This is a genomic window from Dorea ammoniilytica, assembly GCF_025567415.1.
Classification (GTDB): Bacteria; Bacillota; Clostridia; order Lachnospirales; family Lachnospiraceae; genus Claveliimonas; species Claveliimonas ammoniilytica.
Map to the genome: position 1 here is coordinate 31,730 of NZ_JAOQJV010000017.1, position 22,420 is coordinate 54,149.

General features: G+C 42.7%; 24 protein-coding genes, 1 pseudogene and 1 other annotated feature. Of the genes and pseudogenes, 3 read left to right on the plus strand and 22 right to left on the minus strand.

The features are described from left to right. Nucleotides 1-50: 50 nt before the first annotated feature. From OCV65_RS11045 to OCV65_RS11125, 17 genes are all read right to left on the minus strand, one after another. Nucleotides 51-1,454 carry a SpoIIE family protein phosphatase gene (locus OCV65_RS11045; RefSeq protein WP_262582110.1) on the minus strand — a complete coding sequence of 468 codons (1,404 nt, stop codon included), beginning with the start codon at nt 1,452-1,454 and terminating at the stop codon, nt 51-53. A gap of 75 nt (nt 1,455-1,529) precedes the next feature. Continuing rightward, entirely contained in the window at nt 1,530-1,853 is a 324-nt protein-coding gene (locus OCV65_RS11050) for a septum formation initiator family protein (RefSeq protein ID WP_118452449.1), read from the minus strand. Between the two features lie 96 nt (nt 1,854-1,949). Then, nucleotides 1,950-2,270 carry a spore cortex biosynthesis protein YabQ gene (yabQ, locus tag OCV65_RS11055; RefSeq protein ID WP_118383105.1) on the minus strand — a complete coding sequence of 107 codons (321 nt, stop codon included), beginning with the start codon at nt 2,268-2,270 and terminating at the stop codon, nt 1,950-1,952. Nucleotides 2,271-2,279: 9 nt separating this feature from the next. Continuing rightward, on the minus strand, nt 2,280-2,564 hold the full coding sequence (gene yabP, locus OCV65_RS11060; RefSeq protein ID WP_118383153.1) for a sporulation protein YabP: 285 nt from the start codon (nt 2,562-2,564) through the stop codon (nt 2,280-2,282). A gap of 115 nt (nt 2,565-2,679) precedes the next feature. Continuing rightward, nucleotides 2,680-2,919 (minus strand): RNA-binding S4 domain-containing protein, encoded by a 240-nt coding sequence (locus OCV65_RS11065; protein ID WP_118383106.1) that lies wholly within the window; start codon nt 2,917-2,919, stop codon nt 2,680-2,682. Between the two features lie 121 nt (nt 2,920-3,040). Beyond that, the gene (locus tag OCV65_RS11070; protein WP_118383107.1) at nt 3,041-3,316 is read right to left on the minus strand and encodes an HU family DNA-binding protein; all 276 of its coding nucleotides are present in this window, start codon (nt 3,314-3,316) and stop codon (nt 3,041-3,043) included. A gap of 125 nt (nt 3,317-3,441) precedes the next feature. Continuing rightward, on the minus strand, nt 3,442-4,428 hold the full coding sequence (locus tag OCV65_RS11075; RefSeq protein ID WP_262582111.1) for a protein kinase family protein: 987 nt from the start codon (nt 4,426-4,428) through the stop codon (nt 3,442-3,444). A gap of 72 nt (nt 4,429-4,500) precedes the next feature. Continuing rightward, complete coding sequence (locus OCV65_RS11080) at nt 4,501-5,826, minus strand: CCA tRNA nucleotidyltransferase (RefSeq protein WP_262582113.1); 1,326 nt, start codon at nt 5,824-5,826, stop codon at nt 4,501-4,503. 99 nt (nt 5,827-5,925) lie between these two features. Beyond that, a complete protein-coding gene (gene proS, locus OCV65_RS11085) occupies nt 5,926-7,365 on the minus strand; it encodes a proline--tRNA ligase (protein ID WP_262582115.1) in 1,440 nt (479 codons plus the stop codon). A gap of 151 nt (nt 7,366-7,516) precedes the next feature. Further along, nucleotides 7,517-7,729, minus strand: a binding site (T-box leader). 141 nt (nt 7,730-7,870) lie between these two features. Continuing rightward, nucleotides 7,871-9,469: an ASKHA domain-containing protein gene (locus OCV65_RS11090; RefSeq protein ID WP_262582116.1), complete on the minus strand. Its 1,599-nt coding sequence runs from the start codon at nt 9,467-9,469 to the stop codon at nt 7,871-7,873. Further along, nucleotides 9,462-10,478 (minus strand): methylcobamide:CoM methyltransferase MtbA, encoded by a 1,017-nt coding sequence (locus OCV65_RS11095; protein ID WP_330666936.1) that lies wholly within the window; start codon nt 10,476-10,478, stop codon nt 9,462-9,464. Before OCV65_RS11095 ends, OCV65_RS11090 begins: the two co-directional genes overlap by 8 nt. Nucleotides 10,479-10,490: 12 nt before the next feature. Beyond that, nucleotides 10,491-11,141: a corrinoid protein gene (locus OCV65_RS11100; RefSeq protein WP_262582117.1), complete on the minus strand. Its 651-nt coding sequence runs from the start codon at nt 11,139-11,141 to the stop codon at nt 10,491-10,493. A 19-nt stretch (nt 11,142-11,160) separates the two neighbouring features. After that, complete coding sequence (locus tag OCV65_RS11105; protein WP_262582118.1) at nt 11,161-12,024, minus strand: uroporphyrinogen decarboxylase family protein; 864 nt, start codon at nt 12,022-12,024, stop codon at nt 11,161-11,163. 112 nt (nt 12,025-12,136) lie between these two features. Next, nucleotides 12,137-12,898, minus strand: coding sequence for an ABC transporter permease (locus OCV65_RS11110; RefSeq protein WP_118383119.1), 762 nt, complete (start codon nt 12,896-12,898; stop codon nt 12,137-12,139). A 23-nt stretch (nt 12,899-12,921) separates the two neighbouring features. Continuing rightward, nucleotides 12,922-14,025 carry an ABC transporter substrate-binding protein gene (locus tag OCV65_RS11115; protein ID WP_262582119.1) on the minus strand — a complete coding sequence of 368 codons (1,104 nt, stop codon included), beginning with the start codon at nt 14,023-14,025 and terminating at the stop codon, nt 12,922-12,924. 148 nt (nt 14,026-14,173) lie between these two features. Continuing rightward, complete coding sequence (locus tag OCV65_RS11120) at nt 14,174-14,956, minus strand: ABC transporter ATP-binding protein (protein ID WP_262582120.1); 783 nt, start codon at nt 14,954-14,956, stop codon at nt 14,174-14,176. After that, nucleotides 14,949-16,136 carry a MalY/PatB family protein gene (locus tag OCV65_RS11125; RefSeq protein ID WP_262582121.1) on the minus strand — a complete coding sequence of 396 codons (1,188 nt, stop codon included), beginning with the start codon at nt 16,134-16,136 and terminating at the stop codon, nt 14,949-14,951. The genes OCV65_RS11120 and OCV65_RS11125 overlap by 8 nt, the downstream gene beginning before the upstream one ends. A 544-nt stretch (nt 16,137-16,680) precedes the next feature. On the opposite strand from OCV65_RS11125, the gene OCV65_RS11130 reads away from it, so the two are divergent. Continuing rightward, nucleotides 16,681-17,538 (plus strand): PD-(D/E)XK nuclease family transposase, encoded by an 858-nt coding sequence (locus OCV65_RS11130; protein ID WP_262582122.1) that lies wholly within the window; start codon nt 16,681-16,683, stop codon nt 17,536-17,538. 70 nt (nt 17,539-17,608) lie between these two features. Here the strand turns inward: OCV65_RS11130 and OCV65_RS11135 are convergent, their stop codons facing one another. The 5 genes from OCV65_RS11135 to OCV65_RS11155 form a co-directional block, all read right to left on the minus strand. Next, nucleotides 17,609-18,175, minus strand: coding sequence for a DUF4428 domain-containing protein (locus tag OCV65_RS11135; RefSeq protein WP_118453305.1), 567 nt, complete (start codon nt 18,173-18,175; stop codon nt 17,609-17,611). A gap of 206 nt (nt 18,176-18,381) precedes the next feature. Continuing rightward, nucleotides 18,382-19,224 carry a PTS system mannose/fructose/sorbose family transporter subunit IID gene (locus tag OCV65_RS11140; protein WP_118453306.1) on the minus strand — a complete coding sequence of 281 codons (843 nt, stop codon included), beginning with the start codon at nt 19,222-19,224 and terminating at the stop codon, nt 18,382-18,384. A gap of 16 nt (nt 19,225-19,240) precedes the next feature. Continuing rightward, complete coding sequence (locus OCV65_RS11145) at nt 19,241-20,047, minus strand: PTS mannose/fructose/sorbose/N-acetylgalactosamine transporter subunit IIC (protein WP_118383126.1); 807 nt, start codon at nt 20,045-20,047, stop codon at nt 19,241-19,243. Between the two features lie 32 nt (nt 20,048-20,079). Next, nucleotides 20,080-20,592, minus strand: a complete 513-nt coding sequence (locus OCV65_RS11150) for a PTS sugar transporter subunit IIB (RefSeq protein WP_243007050.1) — start codon at nt 20,590-20,592, stop codon at nt 20,080-20,082. A gap of 1 nt (nt 20,593) precedes the next feature. Continuing rightward, the gene (locus OCV65_RS11155) at nt 20,594-21,031 is read right to left on the minus strand and encodes a PTS sugar transporter subunit IIA (RefSeq protein WP_118383127.1); all 438 of its coding nucleotides are present in this window, start codon (nt 21,029-21,031) and stop codon (nt 20,594-20,596) included. A 414-nt stretch (nt 21,032-21,445) separates the two neighbouring features. Between OCV65_RS11155 and OCV65_RS13535 the strand changes: the two are divergent. Together OCV65_RS13535 and OCV65_RS11160 are read left to right on the plus strand one after the other, a co-directional pair. Then, a pseudogene (locus tag OCV65_RS13535) lies at nt 21,446-21,706 on the plus strand (HTH domain-containing protein); the annotation flags it as partial. Nucleotides 21,707-21,829: 123 nt separating this feature from the next. Continuing rightward, nucleotides 21,830-22,405, plus strand: coding sequence for a helix-turn-helix domain-containing protein (locus tag OCV65_RS11160; protein ID WP_262582123.1), 576 nt, complete (start codon nt 21,830-21,832; stop codon nt 22,403-22,405). Nucleotides 22,406-22,420: the final 15 nt, after the last annotated feature.

Consider the following 22,420-nt stretch of genomic DNA (forward strand, 5'->3'; position numbering starts at 1 on the left):
ATTATTTTATCATGCTTATATGGAAAAATATAGGATAACCTCCGATTCTGCTACATTTCCCAGATTCCTATCACTATGACCGTCATATCATCCATCGGCAATTCCCCAGTACTCTCCAGTACCCGTTCCAGCACATGATGCGCCATTTCTTTCGGATTCTGACTGCTCAGTTCGCACAGATATCCGCCAATCTGTGCTTCCTGTTCTCCCACTGGCAGCGCATCCATCACACCATCTGTGACCATAACCACAAAGTCCCCGTCCGATAGTTTTCTGGTCACGCAGTCAATCTCTATATTCTGCATCACTCCCACAGGCAAAGTAGTCGAAGTAATCTTCTCCACCTCTCCGCCATGACGGATAAATGTCGTCGACGCCCCCGCCTTTAAGAATTTGCAGCTTCCCTCATAGAGATCGAACACACACATGTCCACCGTCGAGAAATACACTTCCTCCCGTCCCATAACCAGTGCAGTATTCAAAAGCTGAATTGCCATTTTCTCCGGAAATCCTGCCACCAGCAGTTCCTCCGCCATTTCTACCACCATAGCGCTCTCCCGAAATGCTTCTTCCCCGGATCCCATTCCATCCGATAACATCACGCTCTCCCTGCCGCCGGGCAGATACGTCATCAGAAATGTATCCCCTGAGATCTGCTCGCAGCCTTTTCCGATCTTAGCCACTCCCTGCAGGGTATGATATCTTGCCGCTTCCCGCAGAATAATAGTTGTGTATTCTTCCCATATAATTGGCTGTTCTCTCGCTTCCGGATACATGGATCTGCCCACACAATTACTGACTATTTTCGCCATTTCTCTCGTAGCCACACAGTGTCCTTTTGCCGCTTTCAGCGTAAGATGCACCTCACATTTTCCCGCTTTTGTCATATAAAACACACTGCTGATTACCCGTATCCCGACCTTTTTCAGTTGATTGACAATCTTCTTTTCCAACCGTTCGTCCGAATAAATCCCGGCTCCGAGCTCCCTCGCTGCCTGACTGATAGTATCTGCAAACGAGATCAGCGACCTGGCACAGCCTTCCCGATTCTGCACGATCCGGTTATTCCACAGAAGCTTTTGTTTGGCATCTCCAAAGACCTCCAGCGTCTCTCTTAGAAACCTTGGCGCACGATCACATTTTTTCTGCAGTTTCCGTTTTATCTCCACATTCAGTTCCGCGCCAAACTCTTCTGCCGTACACAGAATCTCACAGACCATCTGGCAGGTCTGAATGCGGTTCTCACACAGACACCAGTTCCGCTTTTCGCAATTCGTACAGACACGCTCCGACACTCGCCGGAACATCTCCTCAATCTCATCTTTCGTGAAACTACCTTTATAATCCTCCAAATACAAGAACGTCTCTGACAGATGCTTCAGAGACTCTGCAAAACGATCCATCTGTATAATGTATGGATTGGAAAATAATTCCCGGTCCTTCACATACTCCATACCATTTCTCCTTTTCTGCCAAAAAAGAGAATGTGCTTTCACACATTCTCTTTTGCCTGATTCTTTATTCTTTTATCATTTCTTTTTAAATATGATCTCGTTCTCATGCACAAGATTCAATTTATCTTTAGCAGTCTGTTCAATGTACTCGTCTGTACCTACATACTCTTCTAAGCTGTCAATCTCTTTGGATCTTTCTTCCTCTGCGTCAATCTGCTCCTGCAGCTCCTGTTCCTGTGCAATGTATGCCTTATTCTTTGCCCGCAGTGATATACTGCTGACGGTAACAACAGCTACCAGCAAAAGCAATACTCCGCTGACTGCCAATACGCTTGCCTTATGTCTGCGAAGCCGGTTCTTCTTCCGCCTCGCCTGACTCTTTTGTTTAATCTTATTCATTTATATACTCACCCTGTTCCGATACCCCTATCGGATTACCCCTTATCATAATGTTATATTTATCTTATCTTTTTTTATAGTCGATTTCAATAGTTTTCAGGGAATTCTTTTTCTTTTTTTGACGTATCTGTTTACCCTGTTTCGGATCCTTTTTTCTACTGTATAAAATACAGCAGCTCCCACAATAATTCCAACCACAAAATACCACCGGATCACGCCATTACTCACATGATAAATCTGTTCAAACAGATACCATGCCATACAGATCCAATATACCGCATCTTCCACATTTACCAATATTCTGGAGTGTCGGAATACCTTCCTCAGGTTCCTGATACATACATATGCACATACCATCGTCATCCCACTGAGTACCGCTGTCGCCAAACCTCTTAATTCGGTTCCAAGCTCCTGCATCCCGACCACCTAACGGAACAGCTTACCAAACAGAGACTCTTCATTTTTCCCTCTGCTGCCAGCCTCCGAATACGCCACACTGTCAATATTCCCCGACAGATCTACTTCGCCTTTTTCCAGATTCAGGCGGTTCACGTGCAGATCCATTCCTTTTACCATCAGCATCCCCTGTTCCGTCTCTAACAGCACCTCATTCAGATCAAATGACAATACATCCAGCACCCCTGTCACCAGACTTGTCTGCCGGTTGTTGATCACCAGCTTGTGCGGACCACGTACCTGCTTCTCTTCCATATTCTTCACAACCTTTCCCCTTCTCACTCTGCCTTATCGTTGTCCTGTAAATAAGGTTATGAACAGCTGCGAAGATTTATTACTGTTTATTCATTCGTCGGCAGTAACATCTGACTTACAGATAACGGAACAGATCCTTTGCCTCTTCCTTCTTTGTCGTATCACGGATATCAAGTACTTCAGCTTTTACCGACTTTGTGCCAAATTGAATTTCAATAATATCTCCCGCCTTTACCTTTGCAGACGCCTTGGCAACTGCTCCGTTTACCAGAACTCTTCCTGCATCACAGGCTTCATTAGCCACGGTTCTTCTCTTAATCAACCGGGATACCTTTAAAAATTTGTCCAGTCTCATATCATTCTCCTCATTTATTGACTCGCCACACTAATCGAGCAGGCTGACACCTGCTCGACGCGATACAAAAAGGCACCGGGAAAATCCCGATGCCATCATATACACATTCTTCAAAACACTATTAAGCGTTAACAGCATCCTTCAGAGCCTTACCAGCTTTGAACTTAGGAGCCTTGCAAGCACTGATCTTCATTGTCTCGCCTGTCTGAGGATTTCTTCCCTCTCTTGCGGATCTTTCAGAAACTTCGAAAGTACCAAATCCAACTAACTGGATCTTCTCACCTTTTTTCAATTCTTCTGCTACTACATCTACAAATGCTTTCAAAGCTTTTTCTGAATCTTTTTTTGACAGCTCAGCTCTCTCTGCGATTGCTGCTACTAATTCTGTTTTATTCATGTATATTTCCTCCTCTTGTCTCTTGGCATCATTATGCTCTAGTCTTATTATACAGTTTTCCATATCCTTGTCAAGGAAATAAAGTCTGAAATCCCTTATTCCATGGGATTTATCGAGGTTTTCCACTACCTGTGAAAACCGAATATTTCTTCCAGTAGTTTTTCCTTTTCTTTCATTTGTGATACAGACATCTGGAACTTTTCTACATTCTTTACAGATGTCCATGCTTTGTTGGATTTGTAATATGATCCTGCAATCTTCCAGAATTTTTCCGGATAAATAAACCGGGCTTTCAGATATTCCATTTCCCGGTCAGTTACCGGGCAGATTGCACTATATGCATTCATCATATGATCAAATAATCTCGCGTCCCATTCATGCTTTTCCATCGTCTTTCTTAGAAAATAATAAAAATCCTCCATCTGCACATGAATACGGAATTTTTCAAAATTCGTTGTCGCGATTCCGTCTGTGCAGATCAGAATATTGTGATAATTATATTCTCCGTGAACCATTACCCTCTCGCGCAGACTGTCTTGATACAGTTCCTCACATCGGGATTCAAGCAGTACCTCCATAGCAATTTCTGCCCACTGATACAAGCCCTCATATTCCTGAAGAAACCGGAGTTCGAACTCATCCTTCGTCCTGCGGCTGCGCACAAAGCTTCTCACCTTCCGCAGCTCTCTGTTATGACGTTCATATATCTGTTTCAGACTTTCGTCCTGCATGGTCACACCATCTGTTGGTTCACGCATTAAAAGATGAAGTCTTGCAAGATTCTTTGCTCCCATCATAAGTTCTCTGGTCCTTCTGGCATCACATTCCCTGGCTGAGAACCACCGCTTCAGAAGATAGCGTCCGCCTTCTTCTGAGACGGTGACCAGTCCGCCTTCCACATTCGGCTTCAACTGATCAATTCCCCGATATCCGGCTGCAATCAACATTTCCCCTAATTTATATAATGCGTCTGCCCGCTTTTCGGATATTCCTGCCTCTTTAAGCAGGAACAATCCCTCCTCTGCCTCGCAAAAAAATGCACCCCTGACTCTCCGGGTGCTTTTCACATTCAAAGCATAGCGATCCAGTATTTTCAGTTCATATTCCTGCATAACAATCCCCCCGCACCTCACAATCCATTCTTTTCAATGTATGAGGGCAGGGGGATTATTATGACTTTATACTTATAACTCTATCCGCTTCAAAAGCTCTTCTTTCTGATTAAGTTCCGGATGTTCCAGCACCAGATCCAGAAAATGTTCCAGCATCTGACCAATCTCTTTTCCCGGTTTCATTCCGGCAGCGATCAGATCTTTACCTGTCACTGCCAGCATCTTTAACGACACGCATTCCTTTCTCTCCATAATCTCATGATAGAGTTTTTCCACGCCGTCAATATCAGCAACTTTTTCCTTGTGCTGATACATACTCTGTGCCGCCACGTCCGCACGGCGCACCTCCAGATAAAGCAGGAACAGATCTTCTCCAATCTCATGAACCGCACGGCGCACATGTGCAGGAGTCACAGGCATCCTGTGATCATGATAACGCACCAGCTTCGTCACCTTACGGATCGTATCATTATCGAATTTCAGCCGATGCAGAATCTCATTGGCCAGCTCACTGCTCTTCTCTGGATGTCCCTTAAAATGCGCAACTCCATCTGCATCCATCGTCTTCATATATGGCTTACCTATATCATGGAGAAGCATCGTCAGACGTAAAATCCGATCCGGTCTTACCTCCAGCAGTGTATGCAGGATATGCTCGCCCACCGTGTACATATGATGAACAGTCTCCTGCGTTGTCTCCATGGCGAGGTCAAATTCCGGCAAAAATTCTTTTGTAATGCCAAGCTTCCATGCCTCCCGCAGCAGATCCGGTCTTGACGAAGTCAATGTCTTCACCAGTTCTACCTGGATTCGTTCTGCACTGATCTTCCTGAGCGTCGGTGCCAGCAGCCGCATGCCTTCTCTGGTCTCATCTTCCAGTTCAAACCCAAGCTGCGCTGCGAAACGGATTCCTCGCAAGATACGAAGTGCATCTTCTGAAAACCTCGCCTGCGCATTGCCTACACATCGGATGATGCCTGCTCTCAGATCATCCATACCGCCAAAGATATCTACAATCCCCTCTTTTTCATTGTACGCCATCGCATTAATAGTAAAATCCCGGCGCAGCAGATCCTCTTGCAGATTGCGGACAAATATAACTTCTTTCGGATGACGGCTGTCTTCGTACTTGCCATCCACACGATAGGTTGTCACTTCAAAGCCTTCGTGATCGAGAAGCACCGTGATTGTTCCATGCTCGATTCCTGTATCAAATGTATGTGGAAATAATGCCTTTGTTTCCTCCGGCATCGCAGATGTCGTGATATCCCAATCCATTGGTTCCCTTCCGAGAAACGAATCCCTCACACACCCACCTACTGCATACGCTTCATAACCATGTTCCTGAAGTGTATGAATGATCTTATTTACTTTTTCAGGAATCTGTATTTCAACCATGTAACTTTTCCTCTCATTTCATCATGTTTATTTCATTATAAAAGAAAAAGGCTGTTTTTTCAAACAGCCCTTTTCCCATAACATATCTTTGAATACGTTTTAGTATGATTTGCCCCAGTATGCCATGTGTTTCGCCGGCTTACCACACCAGATACATTTGTCAGATACAAATTCTTCGTCTTCGATCAGACATCTGGTAGCTGCTCCGCCGGTTACATACTTCACTTCGCCTTCACATTCCGGATCTCCACACCAGCATGCTTTTACGAATCCACGCTTCTTAGTGAATTCTTCCTTCATCTCATCCAGACTGGTTGCTGTGTAAATATGAGTATCCAGGAAGTCTTTCGCTCTGTCATACATATCACTCTGGATTGTCTCGAGGATCTCACGCAGTTTCACTGCGATCTCATCCATAGATACTACGATCTTCTCACGGTTATCACGACGAACAACGACAACCTGATTCTTCTCAATATCCTTCGGTCCGATCTCGATACGTGTCGGGATACCAAGCATCTCCTGCTCAGAGAATTTCCATCCCGGACTCTTCTCAGAATCATCAATCTTCACTCTGTATCCGGCTTTCTTAAGTTCAGCAAACAGTTCATTTGCTTTGTCAAGCACGCCTTCCTTGTGCTGAGCAATCGGAATCACACGACATTCAACCGGTGCAAGATGCGGTGGTAATACAAGACCATCATCATCACCATGTACCATGATCAGCGCTCCGATACTTCTGGTAGATAATCCCCATGAAGTCTCATATACACTGTGCAGCTGGTTATTCTTATCTACGTATTTAATATCAAATGCATCCGGGAATCCATTACCGAAGAAATGGCTGGTAGCAGACTGCAGTGCCTTACCATCATGCATCAGTGCTTCTACTGTATAAGTATCCTGTGCTCCGGCAAATTTCTCATGCTCGGCTTTTCTTCCTGATACATAAGGAATAGCCATAGTCTCTTTATAGAAATCCTCATATACATGCCACATCTGAATGGTACGTTCTTCTGCTTCTTCATATGTTGCATGAATGGTATGTCCTTCCTGCCACAGGAACTCTCTGGAACGAAGGAATGGTCTTGTAGTCTTCTCCCAACGAAGAACGGAATTCCACTGATTCCATACCTTTGGAAGATCTCTGTAAGACTTTACAGTTCTTGCCCACAGATCGCAGAACAGCGTCTCTGATGTAGGACGAATACAAAGTCTCTCCTGAAGTCTCTCCATTCCACCGTGAGTTACCCATGCTACTTCCGGTGCAAATCCTTCGATATGATCTGCTTCCTTCTCCAACAGTGATTCCGGGATCAGCATTGGCAGTGCTACGTTCTCTACACCTGTCTCTTTAAAACGTCTGTCAAGATCTGACTGAATCAGCTCCCAGATCGCATATCCGTTCGGCAGATAATTCAGACATCCTTTTACGCTGGAGTAATCGCAAAGCTGTGCTTCACGTACTACATCTGTGTACCACTGTGCAAAATCTTCATCTCTTGAGGTAATGCTTTTTACCATTTTTTCCTTAGCCATATCTCTTCTCCTTTTCTTTCTTCGCAGAGCCCTTGCTCCACTGCTTGTTGAGGGGGATTCCTTCGTGACTTTTGTTAAGCGTTTTTATCTATCATGAAAGGGAAAACCTTTCTTGATAAATAAAAACAAACGCCGAACACTTCTGTCCCCGCTAAGGGACCGAAACATTCGGCGGTACCACCCTAATTAACTGCATATGTAATTGCAGTTCTCTCTTCACATCGTTAACGCCAATGCATACGCTGTACTTTCATACAGAGGCTCCAAGGCAGGTTCACCGTCTCTCGGTTCGGAGATCTCTCAGCTAACAATCTCTTCTCTGTGGAACGTCCTCACGATTACTAGTCCTTTTCAACACCAACTCTGCTTTCTGTAACTATCATTACCGGCAGATATTTTCGTTAAACGTAATTTTAATAGAAAGTCAGATGTTTGTCAAGGGGTGAAGTGAGGATTAGTTTGCCCCTTTAATCCTTACCATCTGCTTAGAAAATGCGAACTCTGGCTATACAAACCGCATACTCTCGGCAAATAACTTCTCATAATCCTCCGTCTCCGCAAGTTCAATATATTCCATTCGTTCAGCGAGCCCTTCCATCTCTTCCTTCACCTGTTCAGAGAGTAATGTCATATATGCACCGGTCTTGGATGAATTACCCACATAGATAATTTTATCCTCCACCTCTTTTGGCAGAATACCTGTTCCCGTTAATGATTCAGCCGGCAGATGTGCGCCAAACTGTCCTGCGATCATCACTTTATCCAGTTCTTCCATACGAATCCCAGCTTTATTTAACAACGCCAGAAAACCTGACAGAATCGCACCTTTTGCAAGCTGTACCTGTCTGATGTCTCCTTGTGTCACCACCAGTTCCGGTGCCTCGCATATCAGGAACTCTCTCTTTTTTCCGTTCATGCGTATCATCGGATAACGGTAATCTTCTTCTGGAATATTTTCTTTTTTGACAAATGCGCCATTTTTTCTGACAAGTCCTGTCCGGATCAGTTCTTTCAGCACTGCCAGAATTCCACTTCCGCAGATACCCACCGGTTCTTTTCCATCGATACAGGTAAACTCTACTCCATGCTCTGTGATCTTCACATCTTCGATAGCACCTTCTGCCGCCCGCATTCCACAACTGATATTCATACCTTCCAGTGCCGGTCCTGCCGCACAGGAACAACATAATAATCTGCCCTTCTGTGACAAAACGATCTCTCCGTTTGTTCCTATATCAATAAACAAAACATTCCCATTCTGTTTTTCCAATTCACATACATAGGCTCCTGCCACAATATCCGCGCCGATAAACGCAGATACCTGCGGCAGACAATATACCAGCGCACTGTTATCCATACCAGCGCGCAGACCGATCTCACCGGCACTGCGCTTCTGTGCTCCTAAAAACGCCGGCTGATATGGGGAACGCCCGATACTTCTGGCGTCCGTTCCCAACAACATATGCATCATGGTACAGTTAGCTGCTATATCTATTTCCAGAATCTCTTCTGTTGAAATTCCTTCGTCCCTGCACACCTGTACAAGCATATCATTTACAGAATCCACGATTGCACATCTGAGTTGTTCAATGCCCTCTTCTGCATGTTCATATTCATAAGTGATCCGTGTCAGCACATCCAATCCAAAATGCTTCTGCGCATTGATCATAGATGCGGATGTAATCTCTCTTCCGCTCGCCAGTTCTACCAGCGACGTAACAACTGTTGTCGTTCCGATATCAATCGCAACACCGTATCCTTCGTCATGCTCATCACGGGCAAATTCCGGAACATATCCTTCTGTAAGGACTTTATGCTTCCGTTCTTTTTGCAGCAATTCAACCTGAATATCACCGGAAACACATGTCATACATGCCAGACGGATACCCTGCGCCAACTCCTCTCGGCTGAGTAATTTCTGTTCTGTCGCAGATACTTTCGACACCTCTCCATCCACAATTCGCACTTTGCATTTTCCACATACACCGGTTCCATTGCATGGGTTATCCACAAATGCACCTGCCCGCAGTAATTCTGCCAGCAGATTCGCACCTTCTGCACACTCTCTGACCGTTCCGTCATTTACGATCTCAATTCTAGCCATCAGATTCCTCCACACTTGAAAGCAGTGCCTGAATATTGCGAAGTGGGGAACTCATGCCGAGTCCACACGCAGGTGACACAATATCGGAGCCACATTTTATGCAGTTCCCAGCCAGTCTCCTGACTGCTTCTTCACTGCCAAACTCTAACGTATAGGTACTGACATTTCCCATCAGCACACGGTCAGCCAGATTCTTTCTCGCATCCATCATCGGCACCGCCGAATCGAAACTCAATGCATTGCTGTGCACTTCATTTACTTCTTTGTATACATTCTTCATGTGTCCGCAAATGTGCACGATCGTCTCCACATGCAGATCTGCCAGTCCGTCCAGTAGTTGATTAATATACCTCACTGCAAACTCTTTAAAAAATCGTGGTCCGAGAATCTCTCCGGTACCGCTCGGATCAGCGATTGTAATGACATCTGCCCCCGCTTCCACCTGCGCCCTGCCAAATGCGATCAGCTGCTCGGTCACAAAATTCATATACGCATGTGCCTCTGCATTTTTTTTGCGCAGTTCTTTATAAAATACGACTGGTTCAATAACTGAACTCGCCGTACTGATCGGTCCTGTGAGATTACCAATGATCGGCATATCTTTCACTTCTTCTTTCAATATTCTGATTGCATCCAGCACTACTTTCGCGCGACCTTTTGTCAGATCGATCCCCGACAGTTTCTCATAATCAGATACTGAATCAATCGCATATTTTATCACATGCGGTTCATATATCTGAGAACCAAGATCTACCCTCGCTCCCATTTCTTCCGCTTCAATAGTCATGCAGAATGGAACACCACAGTTTTCGAAACAGCCCTGCTCATATACTGCTTTCGCAAGATCCGCCATTTTCCTGGCATCCGTATGCGCCTCAGGAAGATAGATTCCCACCCGCTCCATCAACTCTGCCGTAACCATATTCATCATTCCACCCGGACAGATACACGGCGGACGATCTACACGCTCTCCGTTCAGGCTCATTTTTAATCGTTTCTTTGGATTCACTTTTATTCCCTCTTATGCAATTGCCAACAGACGTTTCGCTAATTTAACCGCTTCTACAGCTGTCGTCGAATATCCATCTGCACCAATCTTATCCGCATAATTCTGCGAAACCGGTCCGCCTCCTATCATAACTTTGACTTTGTCACGGAGTCCTTCCTTTTCCAGCAGATGAATAATTTCTTCCATTCCAGGCATGGTCGTCGTCATCAGCGTAGACAGGCAGATCAATTCCGCTTCTTTTTCCTTCGCGGTATCCACGAACTTCTGCAGCGGAACATCCCTGCCAAGATCGATCATTTCAAAACCTGCTGTTTCCAACATAATCTTGACCAGGTTCTTGCCAATATCGTGAGTATCTCCTTCCACAACTCCAATCACACATTTATGCTTAACATCATTCTTTTCTTCCGGCAAATATGGACGGAGCACATTAATTCCCGCATACATGGCATCTGAGCAAAGAAGCAGGTCTGTCACAAAATATTCCTCTTCTTCAAACAGTTCACTGGCCTGATTCATTCCATCGATCAACCCCAGGTTGATAGCATCCAGTGCCGGATACCCCGCATCGATATATTCCTGTGCAGCCTCCGCCACATCGTCTTCCTCCATTTCCAACACACCCTCTGAAAGACGTTTTAACAGTTCTTCCTTTGTGCTCATAAGCTTTTCCTCCCTCTGCTTAATAAAGCCTGATTTCTCTGAACTTTTTATTTTCCAATTGATAATCAATATTCTTAATACACATCTGTCCTGCCACTGGTACTTGTCCGATCAATGATATACAAGCTTCGCCGTAACGCATCGCTTCCGGCAATTCATGATCCACATAACAGGCTTTCTCTGTGCCGATCAACGCAAGCGTAGTCTTCGGGCACAATAACAGCATTGCTTTTCCATTCAACAACTCTACGGCCTTTTTCAAAAAGTCATACGTAAAATCCATCACTACCTGTTCTGCCATCTTCGGTCCGAGAATATTCACCCCACCCGATGAATCTGCATAGCTGATCATATCCACACCATACTCAACAGCAATTTTAATATAGGTTAGTAATTCTCTTTCTATCCTTTGGAATATATCCTGCATAAGTTCCGGCTGTTTGCGCATTGCCTTAAAGACATATTTCGGATCAATCAATACATTGAATATCGTAAATGGTCCGGAGATCATCAATGCCACATGCTCTCCCTCTTCCCGAAGTCTCTGACACGCTTCAAGCACCTCATAAATCCGGCCTTTCGAATAATCAATTTCCGGAAGTTCCAGTAATTCTGTCGCAGAGGTACAACAGTATTCCTTTGCCCGCAGACCCAAATTACCATCTCCCATGTTGACAATGCCACCCATCGCTTCTCCCTCAACTGTATGGCAGAACGGAAGCATGCAAAAAGCTGCTCCTTCTTTTTGCTTCATAGCATGTGCGATTTTCGCCATAGTATCCGCATGCATATAAGCATCCGGAAAGGACAGCTTCAAATCGTTTGTAATCTCCGGAGAAATACCGATTGCATTATCAAATGTACAACGAAAATCTGATATCATCAGCCCCACCGCCTTTTGCATTAATTATAATAATTATACCAAACCAGGAAACATTTTCCTACAACAAAGGCAGATGCCATTACTGACACCCGCCTTATTCCTACACAATATTTTAGTCGATTGTCCACTTGAGCAGACGTTCTTTTATCTTCTCAAATATCTGCATCACAACCACCAATACAATTACCATGAATACAAATCCAACCCAGGTATTTGCAAATACTCCAAGTTCGGAATTCTTTTTTACAAAATAACCCATTCCGGAACCACCGCCATACATCTCAGCGAATACGAGCATTACAAATGAACTTCTCAGTGAATTTACAAATCCAGCCAGAATCGACGGGCTTGCTGCTGGCAGTATTACCTTCACAAAGCGCTTTACCCCTGTCAGTTCCAGCGTAGCTGCTTTATCCAGATAACGCTTATCGATCGTCATGATTCCCGTAATTGTAGCAAATAATGTTGCCCATACAATATTATATACAACCAGAAATACGGATGCTGAAAACAAACTCGGTGACAGCAACAATACAAACGGCGATAACAAAATCGATGGAATTACACTAAATGCATAAATTACCGGATGCAACACTTCACGAATTTTTTTATTCATTCCCATGATTGTACCAAGCACAACTGCTACCACCAGAGAAATGATCACAGATGGGATCAGCAATCTGAATGACGCGAACATATTTGTCAGCATCTCATGCTTGTTCGACATAAAGGCTGTCACAATCTTTTCCGTTGCCGGAAACAAATACGGATTCAGTTTCTTCACATCTGCCACATAGTAGTATGTAAACACTAATCCGACGAAGATCAACGCTGTAATCCAATATTTTTTTACAAAGCCTGTAATCGTTTTCATTTACCCATCTCTCCTAAAATATACTATTTGTCATTTTCTTCAAAGAATTTCTGCTGTGCATCGTAGAAGTCCGGTGCCTCATCGCCGTAAGCATCTTTCGCTTCAGACAGAGCTTCTTCATAAAGATCTGTGTTAATATGATCTTCAATGTTGATCTGGCAGTCATCACCAAGGTATCCTGTCTTGTCAAGAATGCCCCATGCACGTACAACGCTGTTCTTAAGTGGATCAACGTTTACAAAGTAATGCTCGTCATCCAGCATGTATGCTGCAACATAGTCATCATCCTGACCAATCTTCTTAGCATGCAGAGAAACAGCCTCTTCCTTATTAGCCTCATACCATGACTGAGCACGAAGTAATGCGCGGATGATAGCTTTTACTGTATCCGGATTATCATTTACCCATTCTGTCTGTCCAACCATACGGCAGCAAGAATAGTTTTCCATGATCTCACTCTGGTAACTTACGATTTCGATCTCGCCAGCGTCTACCAGTTCTTTGATACCATAATTGTTCTGTGTTCCCATAAGAGCGTATTTTACTTCACCGTTCTGTACAGCAACAAGAGCATCATCATAGCTTGAGTATACTTTCCAGTCTACTACATCCAGAGGATTGTCATATCCAAGATCCATAACCGCACCTGTGAATGCAAAGTAGCTTGGATTTACAGCCACAGACTCACCGATGAATGACTCAATACCGTTCCACTCTGTTCCTGCTTTTGCGATAACCGGCATACAACCTTCTACCATGTGTCCGCCGAAGATTGTAAGGTCTACACCCTGTGCGATCTGCTGAAGTGGGTTAGATGTACCTGCATTTGATACTACGTCTACCTTACCAGCCGCAAGAAGTGCCATAGCATCCATGTTCTGTGTAGCTTCTACCGGCTCGATCTTGATTCCTTCGTCTTCAAAGTATCCTTCTTCCTCTGCGATCGTTACCAGAACGTTACCACTTGAACCATAGTTCCATTTTACAGTTGTAAGTTCATCCTTAGATTCTGTGTCAGTTGATTCTTTCTTATCGTTTGTGTCTGCGGCTTTGTCACTGCCAGCACATCCTGCAAGTCCAAAAGTCATGCCAAGTGCTAACACCATTGCTAATACTCTCTTCTTCATAATCTTTCTCCTTCTAAAAATTAAATAAACCTACCACATTACCGTTCGATGGTCAGCTACTCCATTCGTTTTCGGATAATGCATTATATATAACAGGCGTCCCTGTATATACCAAAATCAGCTCCGATCATCCTAACGCATTACCATTTTAAATATGCGTCGTTACATCTTTGTTAATCTGATTGATCAATGTCATACGCAGCTTCATCATTTCCATATTTTCAAACAATGTGTCACGAGTCGGATGCTGTTCTTCCGGAATCGTAACATCATAAATAATATGACTCGGTGACTGTCCAAGTACCAGAATACGGTTCGCCAGTAGAAGGGCTTCATCCACATCATGTGTTACGAAAAATACCGTTTTCTTCTTTTCTTCCTGTGCCCAGAGTTCTCGGATCAAATCCTGAAGTCTTGCACGAGTTACCGCATCTAATGCGCCAAATGGCTCGTCCATCAACAGGATTGGCGGATCAATACTAAATGCCTGTGCGATTGCACATCTCTGCTTCATACCACCAGACAGCTCTTTCGGAAGCTTCTTATATACTGCTTCATCCAATCCAACAGCTTTTATCATGTTGATAGCAATTTCCTTTAATTCCTTTTTATTCCTTTTCGGGAACTTCTGTTTCAATGCCAGCATGATATTTTCACCTGCTGTCATCCACGGAAACAGACCGTAATCCTGGAATACCACTCCCTTGTTGAGGCTCGGGTTGCCGATCACCTCACCATCATTCAAAATCTCGCCCTCTGTTGCCGTCTCAAGACCAGCCAACAGACGAAGAAGTGTACTTTTTCCACATCCGGACTGTCCCAGAATGCAGACAAATTCTCCGTCTCCAATCTCCGTATTAATATCTTTTAAAATTAATTTGCCGCCACTTTCATATGCAAATGATAAGTTGTTAATCTTAATACTACTCATGTATAAAAGCCTTTCTCTCTTTCAAAATCCCATCCATAATACGCTTCGCACCAATCTCTACATTCTCTCTCGAAGTGGCAAGATTCATGCGGATAAATCCATTAAACTGTTCACCACCGAACCAGTCTCCAAAGTCTACCGCCAGACGGCATTTCTTCTGTATAAACTCTCTCGTATCTTCCGGCTTCACATATGCCCGCAGATCAATCCATACCAGATAAGTACCTTCCAGCGGGGTTACCACAATCTCCGGAAGGTTCTCTTTAAACAGCTCTCTCAAATACTGATCGTTATCGACAATCTGCTTCTTTACTTTATCAAGCCAGTCCTGACCGCCTTTGTAAGCCGCCTCCGCAGCCACAAACCCAAACGCATTACCTGTCATCAGACGGATTCTCTTAGCGAAATCATCCCATCTCGCACGAAGCTTTTCATCCGCAATGATCATGAATGAATTCTGCCCTCCTGCGAGATTAAATGTCTTGGACGGAGCTGTGATTGCAACCATTTCATCCCAATGCTCTGTTGCCTGGTAAGACGGTATCTGCACTTTGTCACCAAACACAAAATCCTGATGAATCTCATCGGAGATTACATACACATGATGTCTGTGACAGATTTCAAACATCCTTGTGAGTTCTTCCTTCGTCCAGACTCTTGCCACCGGGTTATGTGGTGAGCACAGAATAAACGCTTTTACATCGTTGTCTATTATTTTCTTTTCAAAATCCTCAAAGTCAATTGTGTATTCACCATCTTCATTAACTAGCTCCGATGTGATCAGCTTACGTTCGTTATTCGTTACTGCCTGTAAAAATGGATAATACACCGGAGTCATTACGATCACTGCATCGTCTGGCTCTGTCAGAATCTGAAGCATCCAGTTAAAGGCTGCTACAACCCCTGGTGCAAAACGCAGCCATTCTCTCTTTACTTCAAAATTAAAATGTGCCTTTTCCCAGTTAATAAATGCATCATAATATCCATCTGGAATCCGATAATAGCCAACTGTTCCAAAATCCACATAATCATGTAATGCTTTCTGAACACATTGCGGAATCTTAAAATCCATGTCAGCAACCCACATAGCGTGAAGTCCTTCCTCGCCAAACATTGCCGTCTGACCATCCCACTTATTACAGTTAGAATTTCGTCTGTCTACATATATCAGTTCTTCCATCATTTCCACTCCTTGCACATCCTTTATTCAGTTTTTATTCTCCGAAATAAGACACAAAAAAATTGTCCTTTTCCATATTCTCATAGCATGTATGATTTTCACCTGGGTGTCCGTATACGTGTAAGTAGCTGGGGGAAGGACAACTTAAAATCTTTTGTTTCTTTCTATTAAAAATTATATCAAATTTAAGAGAGTGTGCATAATAGGTTTTTCACATCTATTAATAGATGTCATCTATAAACACACGCTACTTCAGCAGATAATTATAATTAGTCTCCGCGCAGAAATGTTCCATTTAAATCATCATTTTGCGGTAATCCTAATGGATATCATCAGCATTTTCTTATATTACATTTCTGTTTAATTCACATAAATTATTTTTATTTTTCAACATAAAGTTCTTGATTAGTTCACATAGTTATGTTATATTGTTTCCACCAGGTACCGTAATCTTCATTTTTCACATTGTAAAGCATCGTTTATGATGATATACTATTCTAAACGAAAATGCTTTCACCATTCATACACGGAGGTATTTTCTTATATGTCAACAGCTACATCCTTGCAGCCAGGCACGCTACTACAACAACGTGAAATTTACCTGAGTATTCTAAAAGACCTCACTATCATGGACGATATTTTTATGCGCAACGTTCTAAAAGACAGTGCCTGTACAGAATACATATTAAAGGTCATTATGGATCAGGATAATTTGAAATTAAAAGACCAGATCCTTCAGGCGGACTACAAAAATCTTCAAGGACGTTCTTCCATACTTGATTGCATAGCCTTAGATAATTCCGGCAGAAAATATAACATTGAATTTCAGAATGCAGACAGCGGTGCCTCTTTGAAAAGAGCCCGCTATCACGGCAGCTTAGTGGATGCCAACACATTGGAAACCGGTCAGGTTCCTAATGAACTACCTGATACCTATATCATTTTCATTACAGAAAATGACACGCTTGGTTGCAATTTGCCAATCTGTCACATTAACCGAACGATTGAAGAAAACTGCCAGCAATGCCACGATCAATTACATATCATCTATGTTAATTCATCATTTCAGGATGATACTACTCTCGGCAGACTTATGCACGACCTGCATTGCTCTGATCCTCATGATATGCATAGCGAAATTCTGGCACAACGGGTACTAGAACTAAAAGAAACGCAAAAAGGAGTTGATATTATGTGTGATAAATTAAATGAACTGATTGTAGAAGAAAGAAATGAAGGAATCTTAATTGGTGAAGCTCAAGGTATCCTGCATACTCAAAAAGAAACGGCTAAAAATCTGCAGCATATGGGAATGGCTCTGGAACAGATTTCCCTGGCTCTGAATGTCAGTGTCCAAATGATTCAGGAATGGTTTTCTGCTGACTGTGTACCAGTGAAATAGTTAAAATAAAAATGTGCTGTTATTCTCATAATTTCAAACAATCACAAGTATAACAGCACATTTTTATTCTTTATGCTTCTTTAATTGCATTCAATTCTTTCAATATATCCATCGCCACCTGATAAGACTTACGGAATGCATATGTTGATGATCTTACCGGACTGGCAAGTACCACCAGATCCTTGATACCTACGCCTTTGATCTTCATGCGTACTTTCAGCTTTTTGATAACCTTAACCGTCTTTTTATCTTCTTTCAGATGTACCAGTTCTTCCGGTGTAAGCTCAGGCTCACAAATCAGCATATATCCCATCAGATCTTCATAATGATAGATTTCCGGTCTGCTGTATTCTTTTGAAACTGTCGGATTTCCAGAAATACAAAACTTCTTATTCTGCTCATCGATCAGTAACAGCGACTGTATTTTACGGGTAACTACAAAACCATCTTCGCCCAGATCAATCGGAACCGCATTTGCCTCATATGTTTTTTTCAGTTCAGCAAGTGTTTTCTTTGTAATGGTCTCTGTAAATCCATTACTTACTACAGCGTAGCACTTCTTACATACCACACCATCCTGACAATGGAATTTTCTAAATCCAAGTTTCTCTCCACAGATATCACAATTTCCAGCCATAATTCTCTCCTGACATTTCTAACGAGGTAATTCCCATTTTATACTATTGAGTCCTGTAATCAATACGTATTATAGAATTCCTTCGGATTGTTTTGTGCTTTGCACTCCACTAGCATCACCATATTATACATGATATAACGATAAAAATCGAGTAGGATTACTCCTACTCGATTCATATCTTTTGATTCTTTAAACCGTTGTTACAATTAAGCAACCAGAATGTTGAAGAATCCACATACAACACCAACTACTACGATTAACAGAATAATCTTGATAGATGTCCATTTCTTCTGCATCAGACCATAGATACCCATGGTTGCTGCCAGTGGAAGAATGTTAGGAAGTACTGCGTCAAACAGGCTCTCCTGCAGTGAGAAATCTGATCCTGATGTAGAAATCGTGATACCACATTTAACTTTTACATAGTTAACGATCAGACCACCCATTACCATACAACCCATGATAGAAGCTGCTTTCAGAAGCTTGTTCAGAATTCCTTTTTCTAGGAAGTCCATGATAGCCTCACTACCGGCATTATATCCAAACATAAAGTTAAGATATGAGAAAATATATGTAATGAAGAACATCAGTACTGCGTAAATAATTGCTCCCCAGATGTTTCCATCACCGGAACGTGTAATATCAATACACAGAGCCAGCAGAATCGGGATCAAAACTCCCTGCCAAATAGTATCACCAACACCAGCAAGAGGTCCCATCAGGGAAGTCTTGATGTTTGTAATGAATTCGTTCGGAATATCGTTGCCCATAGCTTTTTCCTCTTCAAGAGAAATAGCCAGACCAAGGATACATGAACCAAACTCCGGATGTACGTTGAAGAACTCCATCTCACGAGTCATTACATCAATCTGTTTTTCTTTGTTATCCGGGTATAAGTATTTTACTACCGGAAGGAATGTGTGGGCACATGCCATACCCATCATACGCTCATAGTTGTAACATGTCTGAACCCAGGTCTCCCAGATTAAGGAGGCTCTAAACAGGGCTTTCTTAGGAATCAATCTCTGTTTCCATTCTTTCTTTGCCATTTCGCTCTACCTCCTCTTAGTCTTCATCCGGATCATAATCCGGGTCGTATGCTCCATCAGCTGGTGCTCCAGCTGTAGCAGCTACTGCTGTCTTTCCACCTGCAAGCTGAATGTAGATGATAGCCATGATCAGACCTACAATACCCTGCTCGATCAGTGTCATTCCAGAAACTGTTGCGATCATAAATCCTAAGAACAGGAAGATACGAGCCTCGCCTTTGAAGATGTACTGCAGTGTGATTGCAATACCAAGTGCAGGCATTAATCCACCGATTACCTGGAAGATCTGCAGTGGCTTACCAGCACACATATCGATGAATGACTGAATGTAGTCAGCACCAAAGTATGCAGCCAGTGTACACGGAGTTACACAGATAATTGCAGAGAAGATCTGTGGCAGGATTACGTTTGACAGGTACAGGTTATTGAACTTACCTTCTGCAACCCATTTATCTCCCATGTGTACGAATACAGAGTCAATTGTCATACGCAGGTACCATACGATTGTTCCCAGCAGACCAATCGGAACTGCGATTGCAAGAGCTGTATCTGCATCAAGGTTACCAGTGATTGCGTATGCAACACCAAGTACACCTGCCAATGCCATATCTGCAGGCATTGATCCACCAGCGGAAATAAATCCGAGGTATACCAGGTTGATTGTTGCACCTACAACCGCACCTGTTACAGGCTGTCCCAGCAAACATCCTGTAAGAAATCCACAAACCAGTGGTCTCTGGAGTGTCCAAAGTCCAACGAATGGAAGGTTTGCTTCAGCGAGCCAATAAATGATTCCACAAAGAATCGCTACACCTAAACTCATTTTTCATCTCTCCTTTTTAGTTATTGAGTTTTTTATAAGCCAAAGTTATCTTTAGCTTTTTTTAACGCATCATCAATCTTGACGACTGACTGTTCCGGAACGAGCTGGTAATATACATTAACGCCAGCTTTCTGCATTTCCTCACACGCCAGAACTTCTTCAGGATTTAATGCTACGTTATTAATGAATGGCTGTCTCTCTCCACGGATACCAGCTCCTCCGAGGTTAACCTCTTTCAACGGAACTCCCGCTTTGATCAGACGATTGTATGTAGTCGGAGTCTTTGCTAAAAGCAGAAGTCTCTCTCCAGGCACACCCTGAACCATCAGTTTCTCAGCTGCCTTTTCTACATTGTATACGATTACTTTTGTACCAGCCGGAGCCAGTGCCTTTACTACACGTACATTAAAAGTATCCTTTGCAACTTCATCATCAATAATAATGATTTTGTTTGCTTTGAAAGTTGGTGTCCATGCTGTTACCACTTCTCCGTGGATCAGACGGTCATCAACACGGGCCAATACGACATTTCTCATCTCTGCCATCTTATTCGTCCTCCTCGTCATCATCAGAATCCATTAACATTTTTCTAACATCCACGTAGCTGTCTGCAGCTGCGTTGATTGCCGCTTCACACAGTCCCTCACAGGTTGCTCCCTCGAAATCACGTTCCAGCACGATTGTCATCAGCATTGCCAGATTGGTTCCAGTCACATGATAAACGTCGTAGTCTCTTGTGAGCGATACGACTGCATTGAACGGAGAGCCATGTTTCAACTCTGTCAGGAAAATAATATTTTCCGCTCCGTATTTCTCAATTTCCTCTCTTAATACCTTTGTCAGATCATCAATTGTCTGCTCTGGATATAAAGAATATGCAGCAATATTTGTCTGCTCCCCAAGAAGCATCTGTACCGTGTTCAACATTCCTTTTGACTGTTCTCCATGAGAAACCAGTACTACACGAATTTTTGAATCAGCCATTGTGTAATTCATCCTTTCTCTATCTGTCTATTTACTCATCACAAGCCAGCTCGTGCTTACGGTTTAGAGAGAACCAGCGTACCTGTTATGACGCACAATCTTTGTCGTCATATGCAACGTGGCTTATGCTGTTATCAATAATAACATCTTTCTCAAGAGACTCGGACTTAATATATTTCGCCATAATTACGCAATATGCGAAATGCCCTCTTCAGTCATTTCGCACAATAATTGCAAGTCCCTCAGATATGCATCTGACAGTTTCCACAATTTCACTCATAACAACCACACTGTAATAGAGTAATTACTTAATTATGGATTTACGCAATTACTCTATTACTTTTTTTCGCGTTATTGCCAAATACTCGTAATATCTTCGGATAATTCTTTATATTATTAATGATAAGCTGTAATATGTATTATTATATATTAAGCTGTGGTTTGTATTATTCCATTTATTTGACTTTGGGCTTAACTATTGAGAGGTGTATAATATTGCTATTAAACCAACGACAATTAGAAATTTTACTAGAATTATTTGAAAAACCGGAAGTTTATATGACTGCTTCCTACTTTTCCAGTAAACATCAGTGTAGTCTGCGCACAATCCAAAATGATATACGGCAAATCAAAACCGAGCTCGAATCAACAAATTGCGTAATATTCGAGTCTACTACGCGAAAAGGCTGTAGAATCTTAATTCAGGATTCTTCCCTTTTCTCTGCATTAAAAGACTCTTATTATCAACAGTTCAGTTCTGCAACATTGAACTATCCAAACGGAAGAGTCAATCAGATCTTGCATCTGTTATTAAAGGAACATCGTGCCATTTCACTTTATGATCTGGAATCTGCTGTATTTGTATCTCGTTCTACTTTGTTAAATGACCTGAAAGGCGTGTCCGAGGTAGTTGCCAGATATAATCTGGAATTATTACGCAGTTCTAATAAAGTAATTATTGATGGAAGCGAAATTAACAAACGCCTTTGTCTGATGGATCAGAATCTGATTATCACAAATACCGTTGCTGCTTTATCTGAACAGGGTAGTAATTCTTCTATCGAAAAGATAAAAAATATACTTGTAGAAACATTCGTCTCGTTCAAGCATCCAATTACAGAAGCATCATTAAATAATGCGATTATTCAGTTGTATGTCGCATTAGAACGTATGCAGGACTGGTTCTTTATTGAACCCTCTGATATGGAGATTGCCGAGAATCTGGAGCCGGAATATACGATTTCCAAAGAAATCTTCCGCCGTATAGGCAAAGAATTCTTCTTACGCATTCCAGAAACTGATATTGTCAATATTGGTTTACACTTTATTCTCAAGAATGTTCGACCTTATGCAGCCCCCTGCAGTGAAGCATAGTATTGCTGTCGTTTA

Bases quoted from the DNA above. Each gene is read 5' to 3' on its own strand.
- OCV65_RS11120 (WP_262582120.1), bottom strand. From the start codon at position 14,956: ATGAGTAGTATTAAGATTAACAACTTATCATTTGCATATGAAAGTGGC.
- OCV65_RS11070 (WP_118383107.1), bottom strand. From the start codon at position 3,316: ATGAATAAAACAGAATTAGTAGCAGCAATCGCAGAGAGAGCTGAGCTG.
- OCV65_RS11045 (WP_262582110.1), bottom strand. From the start codon at position 1,454: ATGGAGTATGTGAAGGACCGGGAATTATTTTCCAATCCATACATTATA.
- OCV65_RS11140 (WP_118453306.1), bottom strand. From the start codon at position 19,224: ATGGCAAAGAAAGAATGGAAACAGAGATTGATTCCTAAGAAAGCCCTG.
- yabQ (WP_118383105.1), bottom strand. From the start codon at position 2,270: ATGCAGGAGCTTGGAACCGAATTAAGAGGTTTGGCGACAGCGGTACTC.
- proS (WP_262582115.1), bottom strand. From the start codon at position 7,365: ATGGCTAAGGAAAAAATGGTAAAAAGCATTACCTCAAGAGATGAAGAT.
- OCV65_RS11110 (WP_118383119.1), bottom strand. From the start codon at position 12,898: ATGAAAACGATTACAGGCTTTGTAAAAAAATATTGGATTACAGCGTTG.
- OCV65_RS11075 (WP_262582111.1), bottom strand. From the start codon at position 4,428: ATGCAGGAATATGAACTGAAAATACTGGATCGCTATGCTTTGAATGTG.
- OCV65_RS11145 (WP_118383126.1), bottom strand. From the start codon at position 20,047: ATGAGTTTAGGTGTAGCGATTCTTTGTGGAATCATTTATTGGCTCGCT.
- OCV65_RS11115 (WP_262582119.1), bottom strand. From the start codon at position 14,025: ATGAAGAAGAGAGTATTAGCAATGGTGTTAGCACTTGGCATGACTTTT.
- OCV65_RS11135 (WP_118453305.1), bottom strand. From the start codon at position 18,175: ATGGCTGGAAATTGTGATATCTGTGGAGAGAAACTTGGATTTAGAAAA.
- OCV65_RS11050 (WP_118452449.1), bottom strand. From the start codon at position 1,853: ATGAATAAGATTAAACAAAAGAGTCAGGCGAGGCGGAAGAAGAACCGG.
- OCV65_RS11155 (WP_118383127.1), bottom strand. From the start codon at position 21,031: ATGGCTGATTCAAAAATTCGTGTAGTACTGGTTTCTCATGGAGAACAG.
- OCV65_RS11090 (WP_262582116.1), bottom strand. From the start codon at position 9,469: ATGGCTAGAATTGAGATCGTAAATGACGGAACGGTCAGAGAGTGTGCA.
- OCV65_RS11100 (WP_262582117.1), bottom strand. From the start codon at position 11,141: ATGAGCACAAAGGAAGAACTGTTAAAACGTCTTTCAGAGGGTGTGTTG.
- OCV65_RS11150 (WP_243007050.1), bottom strand. From the start codon at position 20,592: ATGGCAGAGATGAGAAATGTCGTATTGGCCCGTGTTGATGACCGTCTG.
- OCV65_RS11080 (WP_262582113.1), bottom strand. From the start codon at position 5,826: ATGGTTGAAATACAGATTCCTGAAAAAGTAAATAAGATCATTCATACA.
- OCV65_RS11065 (WP_118383106.1), bottom strand. From the start codon at position 2,919: ATGAGACTGGACAAATTTTTAAAGGTATCCCGGTTGATTAAGAGAAGA.
- OCV65_RS11105 (WP_262582118.1), bottom strand. From the start codon at position 12,024: ATGATATCAGATTTTCGTTGTACATTTGATAATGCAATCGGTATTTCT.
- OCV65_RS11130 (WP_262582122.1), top strand. From the start codon at position 16,681: ATGTCAACAGCTACATCCTTGCAGCCAGGCACGCTACTACAACAACGT.
- OCV65_RS11125 (WP_262582121.1), bottom strand. From the start codon at position 16,136: ATGGAAGAACTGATATATGTAGACAGACGAAATTCTAACTGTAATAAG.
- yabP (WP_118383153.1), bottom strand. From the start codon at position 2,564: ATGGAAGAGAAGCAGGTACGTGGTCCGCACAAGCTGGTGATCAACAAC.